General features: G+C 71.8%; 11 protein-coding genes. 4 read left to right on the plus strand and 7 right to left on the minus strand.

Translation table 11 applies throughout. The features are described from left to right. Window positions 1-167 precede the first annotated feature (167 nt). From E5N76_RS31300 to E5N76_RS22305, 5 genes are all read right to left on the minus strand, one after another. Window positions 168-1727, minus strand: coding sequence for a hypothetical protein (locus tag E5N76_RS31300; RefSeq protein ID WP_149539532.1), 1560 nt, complete (start codon window positions 1725-1727; stop codon window positions 168-170). Between the two features lie 437 nt (window positions 1728-2164). Next, a complete protein-coding gene (locus E5N76_RS22290; RefSeq protein WP_149539533.1) occupies window positions 2165-3709 on the minus strand; it encodes a D-aminopeptidase in 1545 nt (514 codons plus the stop codon). Window positions 3710-3966: 257 nt separating this feature from the next. Further along, complete coding sequence (locus tag E5N76_RS22295; protein ID WP_149539534.1) at window positions 3967-5787, minus strand: glycosyltransferase; 1821 nt, start codon at window positions 5785-5787, stop codon at window positions 3967-3969. A gap of 354 nt (window positions 5788-6141) precedes the next feature. Then, on the minus strand, window positions 6142-6858 hold the full coding sequence (locus E5N76_RS22300) for a response regulator transcription factor (protein ID WP_187830328.1): 717 nt from the start codon (window positions 6856-6858) through the stop codon (window positions 6142-6144). Between the two features lie 309 nt (window positions 6859-7167). Next, a complete protein-coding gene (locus E5N76_RS22305; protein ID WP_149539536.1) occupies window positions 7168-8412 on the minus strand; it encodes a glycosyltransferase family 4 protein in 1245 nt (414 codons plus the stop codon). Window positions 8413-8778: 366 nt separating this feature from the next. Here E5N76_RS22305 and E5N76_RS22310 point away from each other — a divergent pair, with 366 nt between their 5' ends. Further along, on the plus strand, window positions 8779-9849 hold the full coding sequence (locus E5N76_RS22310) for a hypothetical protein (RefSeq protein ID WP_149539537.1): 1071 nt from the start codon (window positions 8779-8781) through the stop codon (window positions 9847-9849). Between the two features lie 15 nt (window positions 9850-9864). Here the strand turns inward: E5N76_RS22310 and E5N76_RS22315 are convergent, their stop codons facing one another. Together E5N76_RS22315 and E5N76_RS29745 are read right to left on the minus strand one after the other, a co-directional pair. Further along, window positions 9865-10902 carry an ABC transporter substrate-binding protein gene (locus E5N76_RS22315; protein WP_149539538.1) on the minus strand — a complete coding sequence of 346 codons (1038 nt, stop codon included), beginning with the start codon at window positions 10900-10902 and terminating at the stop codon, window positions 9865-9867. A 222-nt stretch (window positions 10903-11124) separates the two neighbouring features. Next, window positions 11125-11574, minus strand: coding sequence for a hypothetical protein (locus E5N76_RS29745; protein WP_207792074.1), 450 nt, complete (start codon window positions 11572-11574; stop codon window positions 11125-11127). Window positions 11575-11750: 176 nt separating this feature from the next. Between E5N76_RS29745 and E5N76_RS22325 the strand changes: the two genes are divergently transcribed. The 3 genes from E5N76_RS22325 (at window position 11751) to E5N76_RS22335 (ending at window position 18383) form a co-directional block, all read left to right on the plus strand. After that, window positions 11751-13289 (plus strand): acetolactate synthase large subunit, encoded by a 1539-nt coding sequence (locus E5N76_RS22325; protein ID WP_149539539.1) that lies wholly within the window; start codon window positions 11751-11753, stop codon window positions 13287-13289. A 388-nt stretch (window positions 13290-13677) separates the two neighbouring features. Then, window positions 13678-15039: an efflux RND transporter periplasmic adaptor subunit gene (locus E5N76_RS22330; RefSeq protein ID WP_149539540.1), complete on the plus strand. Its 1362-nt coding sequence runs from the start codon at window positions 13678-13680 to the stop codon at window positions 15037-15039. A 194-nt stretch (window positions 15040-15233) separates the two neighbouring features. Further along, on the plus strand, window positions 15234-18383 hold the full coding sequence (locus E5N76_RS22335; protein WP_149539541.1) for an efflux RND transporter permease subunit: 3150 nt from the start codon (window positions 15234-15236) through the stop codon (window positions 18381-18383). The last annotated feature ends 1 nt before the right edge of the window (window position 18384 follow it).

Consider the following 18384-nt stretch of genomic DNA (forward strand, 5'->3'; position numbering starts at 1 on the left):
GCATCCCCTTATCGCCTAGACCAGATCGCCGGAGGGCGGCATCGCCCGGAGGCGTGAAGCTGCTCTACAATCCATGAGCTAGAGCGGTTTCGCGCTGCACAGTCAGCGTGAAACCGCTCTAACCTCGCGCCCATGGGGCAGAGCCCCTGGTCCGGCTCAGGCCGACGTCACCCGATCAGGATCTGCATCGCCTCCCAGGGCGTCCCGCCCCGGGCCTCCTCCAGCACCCCGGTCAGCAGCGCGGCGGTGGAGAGCCCGGCCAGGCCCTCGGCCCCTGCCAGATGCGCCGCCGCCCATTGCGCATGGTGCAGCGCCGCCTGCGCCGCCCGGGGCAGGGCGGTGACCTCGCCCCCTGCCGCCGCCAGCATGGCGCCCGCCCTCTCCGCCGCGCCGCCGCTGCCCGCGCTGAAATCCGTGGGCAGGCCGAGGGACAGCACCTGCACCTCCGGCGCCGCCGTCACCCACACCCCCGCCGCCACCGTCGCCTGCCGCGCCGCGCCGCTCGCCGCCAGGCTGGCCAGCGCCCCGGCCCAGGACCGGCCCAGCGCCAGATCCTCCGCGATGTCCAGCGCCAGCAGCGGCTGGCCTAGATTCCCCGCCAGCAGCGCGGCGAAGCCGGCATCCGCCAGCTCAAGATGCGAGCCGGCAAAGGCGGCGCCCTCCAGCACGCCCCGGGCCAGCTCCTCCAGCGAGACGCCGATCTGCAACCGGGAGACGGCGATGGCCAGGCTGTCCGCATCCGGCCCGGCGCCGAAGGCGGCCATGTAGAGCCGCAGCACCGCGGCCGCCGGATCCTCCGCCGTGGTCACCAGCGTGCCGTCGGTGAATTCGTAGCGCTCCACCTGGCTGAAGCCGAGCCGGCCGGTGGGCGTCTCCGCCGTGCCGGCGGCGAGGTCCAGCACCACCGCCTCCCGCGCCGCGCCGAGGCGCAGCGTATCGATGCCGGCGCCGCCATCCAGCCGATCATCGCCGCCGCCGCCCGCCAGCGTGTCCTGCCCCACCCCGCCCAGCAGCCTGTCATCCCCCGCGCCGCCCAGCAGCAGATCGTTCAGCGCCGTCCCCACCAGCCGGTCGGCACCCGCACTGCCCTCGCCGCGCACCGCGTTGATGCTGCCGTCCCAGGACCAGACGAGGCCGAGCCCCTGCTCCGCCGCCTGGGTGCCGTACAGCGCCTGCACCGCCGCTTCATCCAGCGGCCGTGGCGCCATGGGCATGCCGGCCGTGCCGGCGGTGGAGGACATCACCGTGACGTCCCGCGTGGTGCCGGCGGGCGGGTGCTCCAGCCCCAGCGCATGGCCGATCTCATGCAGCAGGGTGGCGAAGCCGATGCGCGTCGGGCTGGGCGCCAGGCTGTCCGTGCGGAACAGGCTGAGGGAGAGGGCGACATCCCCGGCGATCACCGGATCTTCCGGCCCCCAGCCGGTGCCGGCCACGCCGAAGCCCAGGCTTTCCAGCCGGAAGCGCAGGTCGATGCCGGCGCCGCCTTGGGTGTCCGGCACCTCGATGAAGGCCAGGCCGCAGACCGCGGCCCAGGCGGCCAGGGCCTGGCGGGTGCTCTCCTGCTGCGCGGCGTTGAAGCCGGCCCATTGGCCGGCGGCGAGGGCGTTGCCCAGCGGGTCCAGCCCGTCCGTGGCGAAGCTGTAGGTCAGCACCAGCGGGCCGCCGCCGCGCCAGCCTGCGGCACCGGCCTCCAGCAGGGCATCCGCGGTGAGGCTGGCTTCGGCCATGCGCTGGGTCCTTCCGGAAGCGAGACATAGAGCGTCTTCACGCTGACTGCGCAGCGTGAAGACGCTCTATCTTATTGATGTAGAGCAGATTCACGCCTCCGGGCGATTCCGCCCTCCGGCGATCTGCTCTAGCCGGGCGTTAACCATTCAACAATCAAAAAAGAGACGATTCATCTTTCGAGGGCATTTTGTGACAATTTCTCAACCATCCAGGGGTGGCCCCGGGGCGAAGCCGCTTCGGCGCAGCGGGCAGCGAACGGGCGGCGCGCCGGGCAGGGCGCGGAGCCTGGCCCCGCCAGCGGTCCGGCGAGGACGTCGGTGTCCCGGCCAGGATGTAGTGTAGCCGCCGGGGCGGCGACCCGCCGGGTCAGCCCCTGCGGCCTGCAGCGCCACCCGCAGGGACTTGCGGCGTGCCGCGGGCCCTTTGCGGCAGGCGCTCAGGCGGCGCGGTCGTAGCGCAGGCCGCGGGCCAGCCAGCACCCGACCTGCGCGCCGGTGACACGCCCTGTCGGGTCACGGGTGAAGGCCAGGGTCCAGTCGCCCGGCGGCGTGTGGTCCAGGGCGCGCGGGCAGGGCAGCAGCCAGAGATCGGGGCCGACCGGCGTCAGCGCCTCCATCCGCCCCTGGCCCAGCGGGCCGGAGAACCCGCCGTAATGCAGCCCGCCGGCATCCGCCACCAGCAACTCCGCCCCCAGCTCGGCGCAGCCGTAGCGGCCGGCGATGCCGGGCGCCGCGACGCCGCCGGCGGGCACCAGGCGGGAGGCGAGATTCTCCCCGCCCCGCTCCAGCCACAGCCCGTCCGCCGCCGGGCGCAGCCGGGTGCGGCCGGATTGGGCGCTGCCATCCGGCAGCAGCTCCAGCAGCTCCGGGTTATGGCCGAAGCGCAGCCGGATGCGGCCGGGGCCGGCCGCCTCCACCCGCGCGGCAAGGCCGGTCTCGCTCTCCCGGTACACGCCCAGCCAGGCGGGCGGCGGCAGCTCGGCGGGCGGCGGCGGCGCGGCCTCCCCCAGCAGCGCGGCCAGCAGGGCCATCGCCGCGGCATTGGCGTCCGAGAGGTGGTTGAACATCACCACCACGGAAATCCGCTCCTCCGGCAGATGCAGCCGGTGGCTGCGCCAGCCGCGCAGCGCGCCGCCATGGCCCGTCATCGGCCGGCCGAAGGCGGTGCTGCGGCCGAGGCCGAAGCCATAGCTGGCCACCGCCCCATCGGCGAAGGCGACCGGGGCGGAAAGGCGGCGGTAGAGCGAGTCCGGGTCCTCCCGCGTCGCGTCGATCCAGCGCTCCCAGGCGATCATGTCATCCAGCGAGGCGGCGAGGCCGGCATCGCCGGTCCAGAGGATGCGGTTCTCCGCGGCGCGGAAACCGAGTGCCGGGTTGCCCTCATAGCCCTCCGTGCCATCAGGCAGGGCGCGGGTATCGGCGGCCAGCAGCGCGCCCGCCATGCCGGCGGGGGCGAAGAGGCGGTGGTGCAGCAGCTCGGCGAAGCCGCGGCCGGTATGGTCCTCCAGCGCGTCCGAGAGCAGGCGGAAATTCTGGTTCACATAGGAGAAGCGGGTGCCGGGCGCGAAATGCAGGCTTTGCGTGCCGGCGATGAGCTGCCGCGCCTCGGCCTCCCCGAACGGCGCCTCCACGGGGGAGCCCAGCAGCATGGCGACCGCCCAGTAATCCCGGAGGCCGGACTGGTTGTGGCAGAGCTGCAGGGCGGTGGGCACCGGGCCTGGCAGAAGCGGCAGGCGGGCAGCGATGAGCGGGTTCAGCACCGCCGGGTCCGGACAGGCGTCGAGCACCAGGGCGCAGGTGAACTGCTTGGTGATCGAGCACATGCGGAAGAGGGTGGCGGGGGTGAAGGGGATGCGCCGCTCGGCATTGGCGTAGCCCCAGGCGTGGCGGGCCAGCACCTCCCCCGCGCGCAGCACGGCGACGGCGCCGCCGGGGCCGGGAAAGTCTCGGGGCAGGGCGGCAAGGGCGATATCGAGCGACATGCCGGGAGTGTGACGTGACGGGGAGGGGGCGGCAATGCGGGGGCGCTGCGGGCGAGGATGGGGGCTCTGCCCCCATGCTCCCGGCAAAGGGCGCTGCCCTCTGCACGCCCGCCGGGGCCCAGGACCTGGCCCGAACCCCGGTCGGAGTCGGCAGGTTGAACCGCAAGACTCACACCGGGGTCCGGGGAGGGGTCCCCTCCCCGGCCGGGTCCAGGGGCAGCGCCCCTGGCGGGGGGTCCGGGGGCGGAGCCCCCGCTTCACCCCTCCCCCAAAATCCGCACCAGCCGCCGCCCGAATCGCTGCCGCGAGAACCGGCACGCCGCCCGCCCTGGCCTTGGCACCTGCGGCCCCAGGGCCGCGCGCAATTGCCGCGCCGCGTGCCGCGCCTCCGGCTCCGCCCAGCGCTGCCCCTGGCCCAGCACGTAATCCCCCGGCCGCAGCTTCACCAGGCGGGACCGCACGCCGAAATAGCCGGGCTCTGCCCGCATATCCGTGTTGCCGGACCAGTCGGTGACCACCGCCTTCGTGCCCAGCAGCAGCGCCTTGGCGATGTTCCGCCCGAATCCCTCCGCCCGATGCAGGGAGACCAGCGCGTCCGCCCGCTGGATCAGCGCCTCCAGCGCCGCATTGTCCCAGGCGCCGTCGATCCACAGCGCGCCCGGCAAATGGCGCAGCTTCGCCGCCAGGCGCCGCGCCTCGCCGCGCCGGCGGCGGCCGCGCGTGGTCTTCACCACCAGCACCGCGCCCTTCACCTGGCGCCGCACCGCGGCGAAGGCGGCGATCGCCGCCTCCGGATTCTTGCGGCTGAGATGGGAGGAGAAGTCGAACACCGTCAGCACCAGCCGCGCCCGCGGCGGCAAGGGCAGCTTCCGCCGCAGCAGCAGCCGCGCCGCCGGCGCCGGCCGCCCCGCCACCTCCACCGAGGAGGTGAGCCGCAGCACCCGCCCCGCCGCGGTGCCGGCGAAGGCCTGCTGCACGAAGCCCGCCGGCGTCATCACCGTGTCGAACATGCCGGCGGCCAGGCGCCAGCCCGGCGGCAGGCCCGGCAGCTCCCAGGGGGTGAAGAGGTCGGTGCGGTGGAACCCCTCGAAGTGGCGCCAATGGCGCAGCGCCCAGACCACCGCCTCGAACAGCGTGTCGCAGAACAGCGCCCGCTCGCCGCGCGGCGCCGGCGCCGCCAGCCCGCCGAGCAGGGCCAGCTTGTCCGGGTCGGCCTCGATCCAGCGGGCCGGGTGGGTGCTCACCACCTCGAAGGGCCGGCCGGCCTCCAGCAGGGCGCGGCAGGCGGAGAAGCAGTCATCGGCGATGCCGAGCACCTGCCGCCAGGGGCCGATCACCGTCAGCAGCCCGGGCCGCGCCTCCGGCGCCCCCGGCGTCTCCAGCCTTATGCCGTATTCCGCCGCAGCATGGCGGCGGAACCAGTCGCGCAGCAGGAAGGGCCGGTCGGCCAGCGCCGCGAGATCCGGGCGGAAGCGGGCGACAGCGCGGAGGAAGAGCGGCAGCCGGGCCTCGTCGCCGGTCAGCAGCAGGCGGCGATCGGGAATCGGCAGCAAATGCCAGGCGCCATGCTCGGCCAGGCCGAAGACGATGACCCAATCCACCATGGCCAGCGGCTCCGGCGGCACCACCGCCAGCATGTCCGGCCGGCGCAGGCGGATGGCATAGGCCAGCAGGCGGAAGAGCAGGGAGAAGCCGCCCGGCCCGGGCGCGGCGAGGCCGGCGGGCAGGTCGCGCGGCCGCAGCTCCGCCAGGGCGGGCAGGGCGGCGGCGAGCAGGGCGCCGGCTTCCGGCCGCAGCGCCAGGCGCTGGGCGAGGGCGCCGAGTCCCGCCCCCTGGCCCGCGCCATCCCGCGCCCAGGCGCCGAGGGCGGCGGCGAAGCCGGCGATGGCCGGCGCGCCGCCCAGCACCCCGAAGCGGTCCAGATGCGCGGCGAGGAAGCCGGGGAAGCGCTCGGCGATGCGCTGCAGATCGGCCGGGGCGAAGCGCTCCCCCAGGCCGATGGCCGCGGGGAAGCGCACCGCGGCGAGGGCAATGCGGAGGAGATCCTCGGCCGGCATGCCGGCGATGCGGTCGGACAAGGGCGGGTCAGCCTGTGGCGGCGGGGCGGGGCCGGAGCCTAGAGGAACTCGCCCAAGGGCGATATGGGCATGGGCGATACAGGTATGGGCGGTCCGGGCGGCGGGTCAGCGCCTGTGCCGGGAGGAGCCTCGGGGCCGGGCCGGCCCGGGATCCTGCGCCCTGGCCGGGACGCGGTGGCGGGCGATGCCGGCTGCCGCAGCAGGACCGCGGAGATCGTCATGGCAAGGCCCCGCCAGGACAGGTCGCAGACCCTGTCGCGGCAGGCTTCCGGGCGCAGGCAGTGCGCCGCCCATGGCCGGTGGCCCTCCCGGCAGTGCGGCGGGGCAGGAGGGGCGGGGGTGAAGCGCCGTCGCTCAGGCCACCGCCACCCTTGTGGTATTGCCGATGAAGCCGGCGAAGAGATAGCCGGCGCCGCGGATGGTCTTGATACTGTCCTGCTGGGTGGCGCCGAGCTTGCGGCGGAGGCGCAGCACGAGATTGTCCACCGTGCGGTCCTCTGCCCGGAAGGGGCGCTTGAACACCCGGGCGGCAATGACGTCGCGGGAGACCGGCTTGCCCATGCTCTCGGCGAGGATCTGCATCAGGTCGAATTCCGCCGTGGTCAGCGGGCATTCGCTGCCATCGGGGCGGAGGAGCTGGCGGCGTTCCGGGATGAGCTTCCAGCCGCCGACCGAAAGCGCGGCGACGGTTTCCACCGCCCCCCAATCGCCCCGGCGCAGCACCGCATGCAGCCGGGCGAGCAGCGCCCGGTGCGGCGTGGCCCGGTCCAGCAGCCCGTCCGCCCCGGCCTCCAGGGCAAGGATCTCGCTGATGTCGTCCGCCTGGCCGGAGAGGATGAGGCAGGGGACGATGGAAAGGTCGCGGATGCGGCGCAGCGTCTGCAGCGTCGCGCTCGGCTCGCCCTCGCAGCCCAGCAGCACGGCCTGGGGAGGGCGGCTGGCGAGGCGGGGCAGGAGGGCGACGGGGTCCGGATGCAATTCCGGGACGAAGCCATGTTCGGCCAGGAATTTCGCAAGCGGACGGCCGAACTGGCCGTCGGCTTCGATGATGGCAACACCTAACTGTCCCATGCTGCCCTCTCGCTGCATGCAGCCCAATTGCCGCCCTTCGGCCCGTCCGCCCGGCAGCCTGATTTATTTGTCCTATCCGGTACGTTTCGGCCCACGCCCCGGTTGCGCGGGCACTCAACCCTGCGGTGCAGAACCGCCGTTCGCGTCGCAACAGGAGTGTGCACCGCAACACAGGGTTGAGGCTTCACAAATCCTATTGGCGAGAGCTCAAAAATTTGTTACTGTAGCTTTATGTAATATTGTGCTGCAAATGGCATGTGGTCCTACTTACGTAATTTTTGGCTTACGTAATTTTGGCGCGCCAGCCGCTCAGATGGCGCGAGGGCATAGGGTGCCGGCCGCGACCTGATCGATCAGCGTCAGGAGCTGTGGCAGGCAAACCTTACTCAAATCATACTGGCTGACGATGGTGTCCCGCGCCGCCCGCCGCAGCGGCGCCATCGCCGTCGGGTCCCGCAGCGCCTGCACCACGGTCCCGGCGATCTCCTCCGGCCGGAAGAAATCCACCAGCAGCCCGTTCTCCCCATGCCGGATCACCTCCTCCACCGGCGGGGTGCGGGAGCCGATGACGAGGCATTCGCAGGCCATGGCCTCCAGCATCGACCAGGAGAGGACGAAGGGGTAGGTCAGGTAGACATGCGCGGCGGAGAGGCTGAGCAGCGCCTGCAGCGCCGCATGCGGCACCTTGCCGGGGAAGTGGATGCGGGAGAGGTCCAGCCTTCCCTCCAGCTCCTGCAGCATCACCTCCTTCCAGGTGCCGCCCTGCCGCGGCTTGCCGCCGTAATGCGGCTCCTCCCCGCCGACCATCACCACCTGGGCCTTGGGGCGCTGCGCCTGGATCTCCGGCAGGGCCCGCATGAAGCTGTGGAAGCCCCGATAAGGCTCCAGCCCGCGGCCGATGAAGGTCACCACCTCGTCGCCCGGGCGCAGGGTGCGGCCATCGGCCAGGGTGAAGGCGGGCTCCGCCAGGCGGCGGATCACCGGGGTGTCGATCCCCTCATGCACCACGGAAAGCTTCCGGCGCACCCAGTCCGGGAAGCGGCTGGCCTGCCATTGGGTGGCGGTATGGCCCCAATCGGAAACCTGCAGCGAGAGCAGATGGTTGGCGTTCAGCAGCCGCACCCGGCAGGCGTCGTCGATCGAGACCTCCCGGCCCGGCGGGTCGAAGCCGACATCGGCGCCGCTCGAGCTGTAATAGAATTCGTAATAATAGAGCAGCCTGGCGTCCGGCCAGACATCGCGGAGGAAGAGGCCCTCCCCCCAGCCCGGATGGCAGCAGACCACATCCGGGGTGAAGCCGCGCTCACGCAGCGCCAGGCCAGCGCGGGCGACCTGCTGGCCGCGATAGGTGGCGTTCTCCAGCCGGCGCAGGTAGCGGTGGGTCTTCTCCGGCCCGGTGGCCGGCGCCTTGTAGCGCACATGCTGCACGCCGGGCAGCTTCTCCCCGGCATTCTCGCCCAGGGCCACCACCTGGTACCCCTTGCGGGCGGCGAGGGCGGGGGCGACATGCCGGTACTGGGCGGGGAAATTCTGGTGGACGAACAAAACCCGCATGCCGAAGGGGCGCCCCTGCTTTCGCCAACCGCGCGATGGCGGCGCTGCCCTTCTGCCGGAAGCCCGGCGGCGGGGCAACGGCAGCTTACTGCCGGCTTTCGGCATGCCTCGCCCGGCACGGCCTGAAATCCGCGCGGGCGCTGCCGGGGAAAGGCGGGGCCGGGGCACGCCGGCCGAAACTCCCCGAAAACCCTGACTCAATCCCGGAGGTTGAAGTCCACCGGCCTTTTATGCCAGAAGCGCAGCGTAAATTCCCCTGCCATCGCGCCGTGGAGTCCCATTATGCGGTTAATTCGGCTGGCGACTTATCTCGCATTGCTTTGCCAATTTCTGTCACCTGCGGCCGAGGCTCAGCCAAGATTGGTGGTGGATGGCGAGCAGCAGACGCTCTATTCTTGGCAGTCCGCCCGGTGCGAAGACGAATACATTCCGGACAGCCCCGCCAGGGCGTTCCGCCGCGCCGATGGCCAGGTGGCGCTGATCGCCACCCACCGCGAGAATTGGATGATGGTGGGACCGGATTTCACCCAGCTCCGCCCGGTCTGCCGCTCCATCCTGCCCCGCGCCGCCTATCAGCCGCTGGGGCTCAACCTGCTCTGGATCCAGGGGATCTATACGCCGGACGGCCGGCATGTGGCGGCGCTGCTGAGCCATGACCGGAGCGCACCCACCAAGCGGGCTGGCTGCGTCCCGGACCCGAGCCGCAGGACGGCCAGATGCTGGCTGAACGACATCCTCGCTGCCGTCTCGGACGATATGGGCGAGAGCTTCCGGCTGCTGCCGCCCGGGGAGCGGCTGGTCGCCAGCCTCGGCGACGCCTATCCGAGCAACGGGACGCACCGCTTCGGCGTCTTCACCCTGAGCAATATCGCGCAGGGGCCGGACGGCTTTCACTACGTGATCGCCGCCGCGGAGGGGGATGGGATCCAGCGGCCGGGCAATTGCCTGCTGCGCAGCCAGGACCCGATGCGGCCGGAATTGTGGCGCGCCTGGGACGGCACCGATTTCACCGTGGACATGCGGCACCCGGGGACGCCGCAGCCCTGTGCCGTGCTGCCCTCGGCCAGCCTGCCGAGCGAGGTCCGTTCGCTGCTGTGGGATGCGAGGCAGCGGAGCTGGATCGCCGTCTTCCAGACGCGCCGCCGCGATCCGGCCAGCGGGCAGGCCTGGACGGGCATCGCCTACAGCGTCTCCCCCGACCTGTTCCGCTGGGGACCGCCGGTCCCCTTGCTGCAGGCCCCGACGCGGGCGCGGGAGGGTGGGGCGCGCTCCTTCATCGCCTACCCGTCCCTGATCGACCCGGCCAGCCGGTCGCGCAATTTCGACACGCTGGAGGGTGATGCGCCGCTGCTCACCTTCGCGGTCCGGCATCTCGACCGGGCCGGCCGGGGCTCCATGAACCGCGACATCGGCTATGTCCGGCTGCGGGTGCAGTGAGCGGCGGGGCCGGGCTCAGGCCCGGCCGATGCCCTTGTTCACCAGCGAGAGGTCGTAGGCCTTCTTCCAGTCCAGGTCGCGCGGCAGCACCCCCACCTCCGCCACCGCGGCATGGAAGCGCTGCCAGCGCGCCTCCGTCATCGCGCCGATGCCGAGCGTCGCGGCATCGCCGGAGCGGACGATGCCGGCCTCGTTCATCATCCGCGTGCCGAAGGCGATCAGCTCGTCCCCCATCTCCGGATTGGCCGATTTGATCAGCGCATTGGCCGGCGCCGTGTCGAAGCCGCCGGCCGGGCCTTGCAGATACTGGTCCCAGCCCTTCAGGCTGGCATCGACGAAGCGCTGCACGACCTCGCGCTTCTCGCTCAGCGTCCGCACGCCGATATTGATGGTGGTGCCGTAATTCTCGAAGCCGGCATCGTGCACCAGCAGCGTATCCGGCGTGACGCCGGCCTGGCGGAGGGAGAAGGGCTCGCTGCCCAGATAGCCCTGCTGGATGAGCTGCCTGTCCGCCAGGAAGGGCTGCAGGTTGAAGGTGTAGGGGCGGATCTGCTCGTCCCGCAGCCCGTATTTCTTCGCCAGGAAGGGCCACCAGGTCACCCGCGTCTCGGCGCCGAGCAGGATGGTGCGGCCGCGCAGCGCCTCGAACCCGGTGAAGCCGGTGCCGGGATGCCCGATCAGCACCGACATGTCCTTCTGGAAGATGGCGGCGATGCAGAGGAAGGGGATGTTCTCCTTCACGAAATTCAGCGCGACGAGGCCGTTGCCCATGGCCATGTCCACCCGCCCGCCGAGCAGGAGCTGGGCCGGGTTGACCTGCGGCCCGCCGGTCCGCAGCTCCACCTCCAGCCCCGCCTCCCGGTAGAGGCCGGCGGCCTGGGCCTGGTAGTAGCCGCCATGCTCCGCCTGGGCCCGCCAATTGGTGACGAAGGAGACGCGGTCCAGCCGGGGCTGGGCGCGGGCGGGGCCGGGGGCGGCCAGCAGCAGCGGCGCCCCGGCGCCGAGCAGGCCGAGCGCCGCGCGGCGCGAAACGGTGAAGCGTTGCACGGTCATGCCTTGGTCCCCTTCCCCCGGTCCTGGCCCTTGCCGCCCTGACGCGACAAAGGTGGCACAGGCCGGGCCCTGCGCAAGCGGCAGCGGCGGGAAACGGACCGGCCCCGGTCGGCAGCTTCAACCCACGGGTCCAAAACTCCCACCGGGGTCCGGGGCCAGGTCCTGGCCCCGGCGGGGGTTCGGGGCAGCGCCCCGATCGTTCTTCCTGTTCTTTCTTCCAGTTCAGCCCCGCAGCCGCAGCGGCCGCAGCAGCAGCAGCGCCGTGCCCCAGCCCCAGGCGCCGTCATAGAGCAGCGCCCGCGCCCAGATCTGCCGGTTCCCGCCCGCCCAGAGCGGCAGGCCCTTCAGCGAGGCCACCAGGGTGAAGGCCACCAGCGTCGGCACCACCGCCCCGAAGAGCAGGCCGAAGAGCAGCGCCGGCACCGGCAGGGCCCGCAGCAGCAGCGCCAGCAGCGCGCCCCAGACCCCGCCCCAGAAGGCGATGGAGATCACCTGCGGCACCCCGAGGGGCGGCACCGGCGCCATGTTGAAGGGCGGCGGGACGCGGCCGAACAGCGCCACGGACGGCCCCAGCCCGTTGCCGACATGGTGCAGCAGGAAGGCGGTGCCCTGGTGGAAGACCAGCACCGCGACGAAGCCGGCGACGAAGCCGTACAGCATGGTCCTGGTCATGGCGGCGAGCCCGGAGCCCCTTCATGCCGACCGGAAGCGGTCGGGGCGAAGGTCGTGCGCCGGGCCGGTAAAGTCCAGGGGCGGGCCGCGCCCCGCCGCCGGCCGCGCGCCCTTGCGGCGGCGCCCCGGCTCGCGCACCTTGCCCCCGGCCATGTCCGGAAGGGAAGGATGACGCCGTGAACGGAGCCGAAAGCCTGGTGCACACCCTGCTGGGGAGCGGCGTCGATGTCTGCTTCACCAACCCCGGCACCAGCGAGATGCATTTCGTCGCGGCGCTGGACCGCATCCCCGGCATGAAATGCGTGCTCGGCCTGCAGGAGAACGTCGTCACCGGCGCCGCGGACGGCTATTGGCGCATGGCGGAGAAGCCCGCCGCGACGCTGCTGCATTGCGGCCCCGGCCTCGCCAACGGCCTGGCCGGGCTGCACGATGCGCGGCGGGCGCGCAGCGGCATCGTCAACATCGTCGGCGACCAGGCCGTCTATCACCGGCCCTTCGACGCGCCGCTGACCGCGGATACCGAGGGCTGGGCGCGCGGCGCTTCCGCCTTCGTCCGCACCGCGACGCGGACCGAGGACGTCGGTGCCGATGCGGCGGTGGCGGTGCAGGCGGCGCGGACCTCGCCGGGCCAGGTGGCGACCTTGATCCTGCCCTCCGACAGCTCCTGGAACGAAGGCGGCGTGCCGGGCAAGGCGCTGCCCGTCCCCGCCGTGCCGCAGGCCGACCCGCATGCGGTGCGCAACGCCGCGAAGGTGCTGCGGGAGAAGAAGAACGTGCTGCTGCTGCTCGGCGGCCTGGCGCTGCGGGAGGCGGCGCAGCGCGAGGCGCAGCGCATCGCCGCCGCGACGGGGGCGAAGCTGCTGGCCGAGGGTTCCAACGCCCGCATCCAGCGCGGCCGCGGCCGGCTGATGCTGGACCGCGTGCCCTATGTGAACGAGCTGGCGGTGAAGGCCCTCGAATCCTACCAGCACATCATCCTGGTGAATGCCAGGGAGCCGATCGGCTTCTTCGGCTATCCCGGCCGCCCCAGCACCTTCTGGGCCCCGGGCTGCGAGCTGCATGTGCTGACCCGGCTGGAGCAGGACGCCGAATCCGCCCTGCGCGCCCTGGCCGAGGAGCTCGCCGCCCCCGCCGCCGCCATGCCCGACCCCGGCCCGCGCCCGGAAGCGCCGCGCGGCGCGCTGAGCCCGGAGGGGCTGGCCCAAACCGTGGCGGCGCTGATGCCGGAGGACAGCGTCATCGTCGATGAGAGCGTGACCTATGGCCGCGGCTTCTTCCCGCAGACCTATGCCGCGCCCGCGCATGACTGGCTGCAGAATTGCGGCGGCGCCATCGGCTATGGCCCCCCCGTCGCGGTGGGCGCTGCCCTCGGCGCCGGCGGCCGCCGGGTGATCGCCCTGCAGGCGGATGGCAGCGCCATGTACACGCCCCAGGCGCTCTGGACCCAGGCGCGGGAGAAGCTGCCGGTGACCACCGTGCTGCTCTCCAACCGCAAGTACCAGATCCTGATCGGCGAGTACCGCAATGTCGGCGCCAATCCCGGGCGGACGGCGATGGACATGCTGGACCTCGGCAACCCGGATATCGGCTGGGTGCAGCTGGCCAACAGCATGGGGGTGGAAGCCGCCCAGGCCAGCACGCTGGAAGGGCTGGGCGACCTGATGGCGCAGAGCTTCGCCCGGCCCGGCCCCTTCCTGATCGAATTGCTGATCTGAGAATTTGGCGGGGCCGGAGCGGCCCCGTTTTCTGACCGAGGGGGTGAGCTTGCGGGTTCCGCCGGGGTCGGGGAGGAGGGCGTGGCCGGCACGGCCGGCAACCACCGGCGGCGGCAGGGCGAGGCGGAGCGGCCGTTCTTCCCACTGATTTCCAAGGCTTTTCCTGCATTCGGCCGATAGGGCCGGGCACCTTGTCCGCAGGAATCTCGGTTCGATATAGAAAATATTTTGCCTGTCCGTGGTTTCAGGTTTCGGCCAATCTTCGAGTAAGCCACTGAGGCCCAATGTAGCGTCGTCCGCATGGATCATCGGCGGGCCTGCCGCCCAAAGGATCGCGGCAGCCAGGAAGCGTGCGGCGCGTGGTGGGTCCTCGAACGCAATGAACATGTTGAACCAGCCGCCCCTTCCGGAGCCCCATCCGGGCGCGGCCTTCCCGGAGCGGCCGGCGGCCGAGGCCGCCCCGGCCCCGTCCGGCGCCGCCGCGGCGCCGGCGGCGGAAGGCGTGCGGGAGGCCGTGCCCGAGGCGAAGCCCGGCACCCGCCGCCGGCTGATCCTTGGCGCGCTGCTGCTGCTCCTCGCCGCCGGGGCCGGCTACTTCTATTACGCCGCACGGCAGGAGGCGCCGCTGCCTGCCTCCCCCGCCGCCACGGTGGCGGAGCCGCTCTCGCAGGGCGAATTCCGCCTCTCCGACCACGAGATGCGGGCGCTGCGGATCGAGCCGATGCAGCTCCACGAATTCCGCGCCGAAAGGCTGGCGGAAGGCCGCATCGCCTATAACGAGGACCGCTCCACCCCGGTCTTCTCCCCCTATAATGGCCGGGTGATGCGGGCCCAGGCCCGGCTGGGCGACACGGTCGCCGCCGGCGACACGCTGTTCGAGATCGAGACCACCGACCTCGCCGGCGCCGCCAACGACCTGCTCTCGGCGGCGGATGCGGCGAACAAGGCGCGCGCCACGCTGGACCAGGCGCGGCGCGAGGAAGCCCGGCAGCAGAGCCTGTTCAGCGCCCGCGCCGCTTCCCAGCGCGATGTGGAGCAGGCCCGCGTCGCCGCGATGACCGCCGCTTCCGACCTCCGCAGCGCCGAGGCGACCCTGGCCGCCGCCCGGGACAAGCTCCGCGTGCTCGGCCGCAGCGCGGAGCAGGTGGCGCGCATCGAGGCAACCCGCATGGTGCAGGCGCAGGTGCCGGTGACGGCGCCGATCGGCGGCACGGTGGTGCAGCGCCGCGTCGGCCCCGGCCAATGGCTTGCCACCGGCGCGGGCGATCCCGTCTATACCATCGCGGATCTCTCCACCATGTGGCTGGTGGCCGCGGTGCGGGAGATGGACGCGCCGATGATCCGCACCGGCCAGCCGGTGGAGGTGACGGTCGGCGCCCTGCCGGGCCGGACCTTCGATGCCCGCATCACCATGGTGGGCGCCGGGCTGGATCCCTCCAGCCGCCGCCTGACCGTGCGCGCCGAGGTGCAGGACCCGGACCATCTCCTGAAGCCCGAGATGTTCGCCACCTTCCGCATCGCGGTCGGCGCCGGGGAGCAGAATGTCGGCGTGCCGGTGAATGCGGTGATCTATCGCGGCGCCGAGGCCTCCGTCTGGGTGGCGCTGGACGGCAACCGCTTCATCCTGCGGCGCATCAGGCCCGGCATCCGCGCCGGCGACATGCTGGAGGTGACGGAGGGGCTGAAGCCCGGGGAGAAGGTCGTCACCGGCGGCGCCCTCTTCATCGACCGCGCGGCCCGGATCGACTGACGCCCTGGTGTCCTGCCCGCTCCGTTCGCTGGATTTCCGGCGAACGGAGCGGACAAGCAGGCCACTGAAAACAAAGCCTGGTGTCCTGAGTCCGAAGTCCGCAGGGCTGCGGACTCAGGCCACCAGCCCGGCGCGGCGGGCCGCGCCGGCCCCCTTTCGCTGCCTCATGCCGCCTGAGTTGCGGAAAGAACCCCATGCGCCAGATCGTCTCCTTCGCCCTGCAGCGCCGGCCGCTGGTCATCCTGCTGTTCTTCGTCTTCATCGCGGTCGGGCTGGTCGGCTTTACCCGGCTGAACATCGAGGCCTATCCGGACCCGGTGCCGCCGCAGGTCGTCATCATCACCCAGAATCAGGGGCAGAGCGCGGAGGAGATCGAGCGCTACGTCACCATCCCGGTGGAGGTGGCGATGGCCGGGCTGCCCAACCTCACCTCGGTGCGCTCCACCAGCCTGTTCGGGCTTTCGGACGTGCGGGTGCAGTTCAACTTCAACTACACCTATGAGCAGGCGCTGCAGCAGGTGCTGAACCGCCTCTCGCAGATCGACGGGCTGCCGGAGGGGGTGCAGCCGCAGATCTCGCCGCTCTCGCCGATCGGCGAGATCATGCGCTACCGCCTGGTCGGGCCGCCCGGCTATTCGCTGGCGGACCTCAAGACGCTGCAGGACTGGGTGCTGGACCGCCGCTTCAAGCGGGTGCCGGGCGTGGTGGACGTCACCTCCTTCGGCGGGCTGACGAAGAGCTACAACGTCGTCATCGATCTGCGCCGGATGGCGGCGCATGGGCTCGGCCTGCCGCAGGTGATCGAAGCGGTGCGCGCCGGCAATGCCACGGTCGGGGCGGGGACCATCCGCATCGGGCCGCAGGCGGCGGTGGTGCAGGGCATCGGCCTGATCCGCGGCCTCGACGATATCCGCAACGTGGTCGTCTCCGCCGCTGCCGGCGGGGTGCCGGTGCTGCTCTCCGACATCGCCACGGTGGAGGTGGGGAATTTGCCGCGGCTCGGCATCGCCGGGCATGCGGAGGATGACGATGTGGTGCTGGCCACCGTGCTGATGCGCCGCGGCGAGCAGACCCTGCCCACCATCCATGGCGTGCAGGCTGAGGTGAAGCGCATCAATGCCGGCGGCGTGCTGCCGCCCGGGGTGAAGATCGTCCCGCTCTATGACCGCGAGGATCTGGTGAAGCTCACCACCCGTACGGTGGTGCACAACATCATCGAGGGCGTTGCCCTCATCCTCATCATCCAGTGGCTCTTCCTCGGCGATTTCCGCGGCGCCATGGTGGTGGCGGCGACGATTCCCTTCGCCTTCCTCTTCGCCATCCTGCTGATGCTGAGCAAGGGGGAGAGCGCCAATCTGCTCTCCCTCGGCGCGCTGGATTTCGGCCTGCTGGTCGATGCCACCGTCATCATGGTGGAGAATATCTACCGCCATCTCGGCCTCGCCCGCAGCCACGCGCATCGCTACGTGGCGCCGGCCAGTTCCCGCGACCTCTCCGGCCTCTCGCTGACCGTGCTGCGGGCGGCCGGCGAGGTGGACAAGGCGATCTTCTTCTCCGCCCTCATCATCATCGCCGCCTTCATCCCGCTCTTCACCCTGGGCGGGATCGAGGGGCGGATCTTCGGCCCGATGTCGAAGACCTATGCCTACGCCATCATCGGCGCGCTGCTCGCGACCTTCACCATCACCCCGGCCCTGGCTGCGGCGCTGCTGCGGGAGGACAGCCGGGAACGCGACACCCCGCTGGTGCGGGTGCTGCGCTGGGGGCATCAGCGGCTCTACGCCGCCGCCATGCGGGCCAGGGCGCTGTGCCTGCTGCTGGCGGCCGGGCTCTTCGCCGCCTCCCTCCTGCTGCTCTCCAGCCTCGGCGCGGAATTCCTGCCGACGCTGGAGGAGGGCAATCTCTGGGTCCGCGCCACCATGCCGGGCACGATCAGCCTGGAGGAAGGCAACGCCACGGTGAACCGCATCCGCGGCGTGCTGCTGGACTTCCCGGAAGTCATCACCGCCACCAGCCAGCAGGGCCGCCCGGATGACGGCACCGACAGCGCCGGCTTCTTCAACGCCGAATTCTTCCTGCCGCTGAAGCCGCCGGACCAGTGGACCACCGCCCGCAACCGCGATGGCCTGGTGCATGCCATGCAGGAGCGGCTGTCCCGCGAATTCGTCGGCATCGAATTCAGCTATTCCCAGGCGATTTCGGACAATGTCCAGGAGGCCGCCTCGGGCGTGAAGGGCGCCAACGCCATCAAGGTCTACGGGCCGGAGCTCGACATCATCGCCCGCAAGGCGGAGGAGATCCGCCAGGTGGTGGCGCAGGTGCCTGGTGTCGCGGACCTCGCCGTCTTCCGCTCGCTCGGCCAGCCGACCGTCGCGGTGCAGATCGACCGCGCCCGGGCGGCCCGCTACGGGCTTTCGGTGGATGACGTCAACCAGGTCATCCAGGCGGCGATCGGCGGGCGGGAGGCCGGGCGGCTCTACGAGCCGGGAGGCGACCGCAATTTCCCCATCATGGTCCGGCTGGACGCGCCCTTCCGGGACAACCTCGACGCCATCGGCCGCATCCCGGCGGGCGGGGATAGCGGCGCGACGCTGCGGGATGTGGCGAATATCCGCCTGGTCTCCGGCGTCTCCTACATCTACCGGGAGGATGCCAGCCGCTACGTGCCCATCCGCTTCAGCGTGCGCGGCCGCGATCCCGCCAGCACGGTGGCGGAGGCGCAGGCGGCGGTGGAGCGGCTGGTGGAGCTGCCCCCCGGCTACCGCCTCGACTGGCTGGGCGAGTTCCGCAACCTGCAGGAGGCGATCGGCAGGCTGACGGTGGTGGTGCCGGCGGCGCTCGGCCTGATCCTCGTGCTGCTCTACGTGCAGTTCAACAACCTCAGGGAGACGCTGCTGGTCTTCGGCATCGTGCCGATGTCCATCACCGGCGGCGTCGCCGCGCTGGCCGTGGCGGGGCTGAATTTCAGCGTGCCGGCGGCCATCGGCTTCCTCGCCCTCTTCGGCATCACGGTGATGGAGGGCATCATCATGCTCTCCCACTTCAACCATTTGCGGCTGGAGGGGATGCCCTGGCGGATGGCGCTGGACCAGGCGGGGCGGGACCGGATGCGGCCGGTCTTCATGACCTGCTTCGCCAGCTTCACCGGGCTGCTGCCCATGGCGCTGGCCACTGGCATCGGCGCCGATGTACAGAAGCCGCTGGCGCTGGTGGTGGTGGGGGGCATCGGGCTGGTGCCGCTCTTCATCCTGGTGGTCTTTCCCGCCGCCATCGACCTGTTCGGCAAGCCGCGCCACATCCGGCGCGCCGAGGCCCGGGCGGGGGCCGGGGCGGTGCGGGCGTGAG

Origin of the sequence: Siccirubricoccus phaeus (assembly GCF_008360935.1) — a bacterium.
GTDB classification, from domain to species: Bacteria; Pseudomonadota; Alphaproteobacteria; order Acetobacterales; family Acetobacteraceae; genus Siccirubricoccus; species Siccirubricoccus phaeus.

Bases quoted from the DNA above. Each gene is read 5' to 3' on its own strand.
- E5N76_RS29745 (WP_207792074.1), bottom strand. From the start codon at position 11,574: ATGACCAGGACCATGCTGTACGGCTTCGTCGCCGGCTTCGTCGCGGTG.
- E5N76_RS22315 (WP_149539538.1), bottom strand. From the start codon at position 10,902: ATGACCGTGCAACGCTTCACCGTTTCGCGCCGCGCGGCGCTCGGCCTG.
- E5N76_RS22290 (WP_149539533.1), bottom strand. From the start codon at position 3,709: ATGTCGCTCGATATCGCCCTTGCCGCCCTGCCCCGAGACTTTCCCGGC.
- E5N76_RS22305 (WP_149539536.1), bottom strand. From the start codon at position 8,412: ATGCGGGTTTTGTTCGTCCACCAGAATTTCCCCGCCCAGTACCGGCAT.
- E5N76_RS31300 (WP_149539532.1), bottom strand. From the start codon at position 1,727: ATGGCCGAAGCCAGCCTCACCGCGGATGCCCTGCTGGAGGCCGGTGCC.
- E5N76_RS22335 (WP_149539541.1), top strand. From the start codon at position 15,234: ATGCGCCAGATCGTCTCCTTCGCCCTGCAGCGCCGGCCGCTGGTCATC.
- E5N76_RS22300 (WP_187830328.1), bottom strand. From the start codon at position 6,858: ATGGGACAGTTAGGTGTTGCCATCATCGAAGCCGACGGCCAGTTCGGC.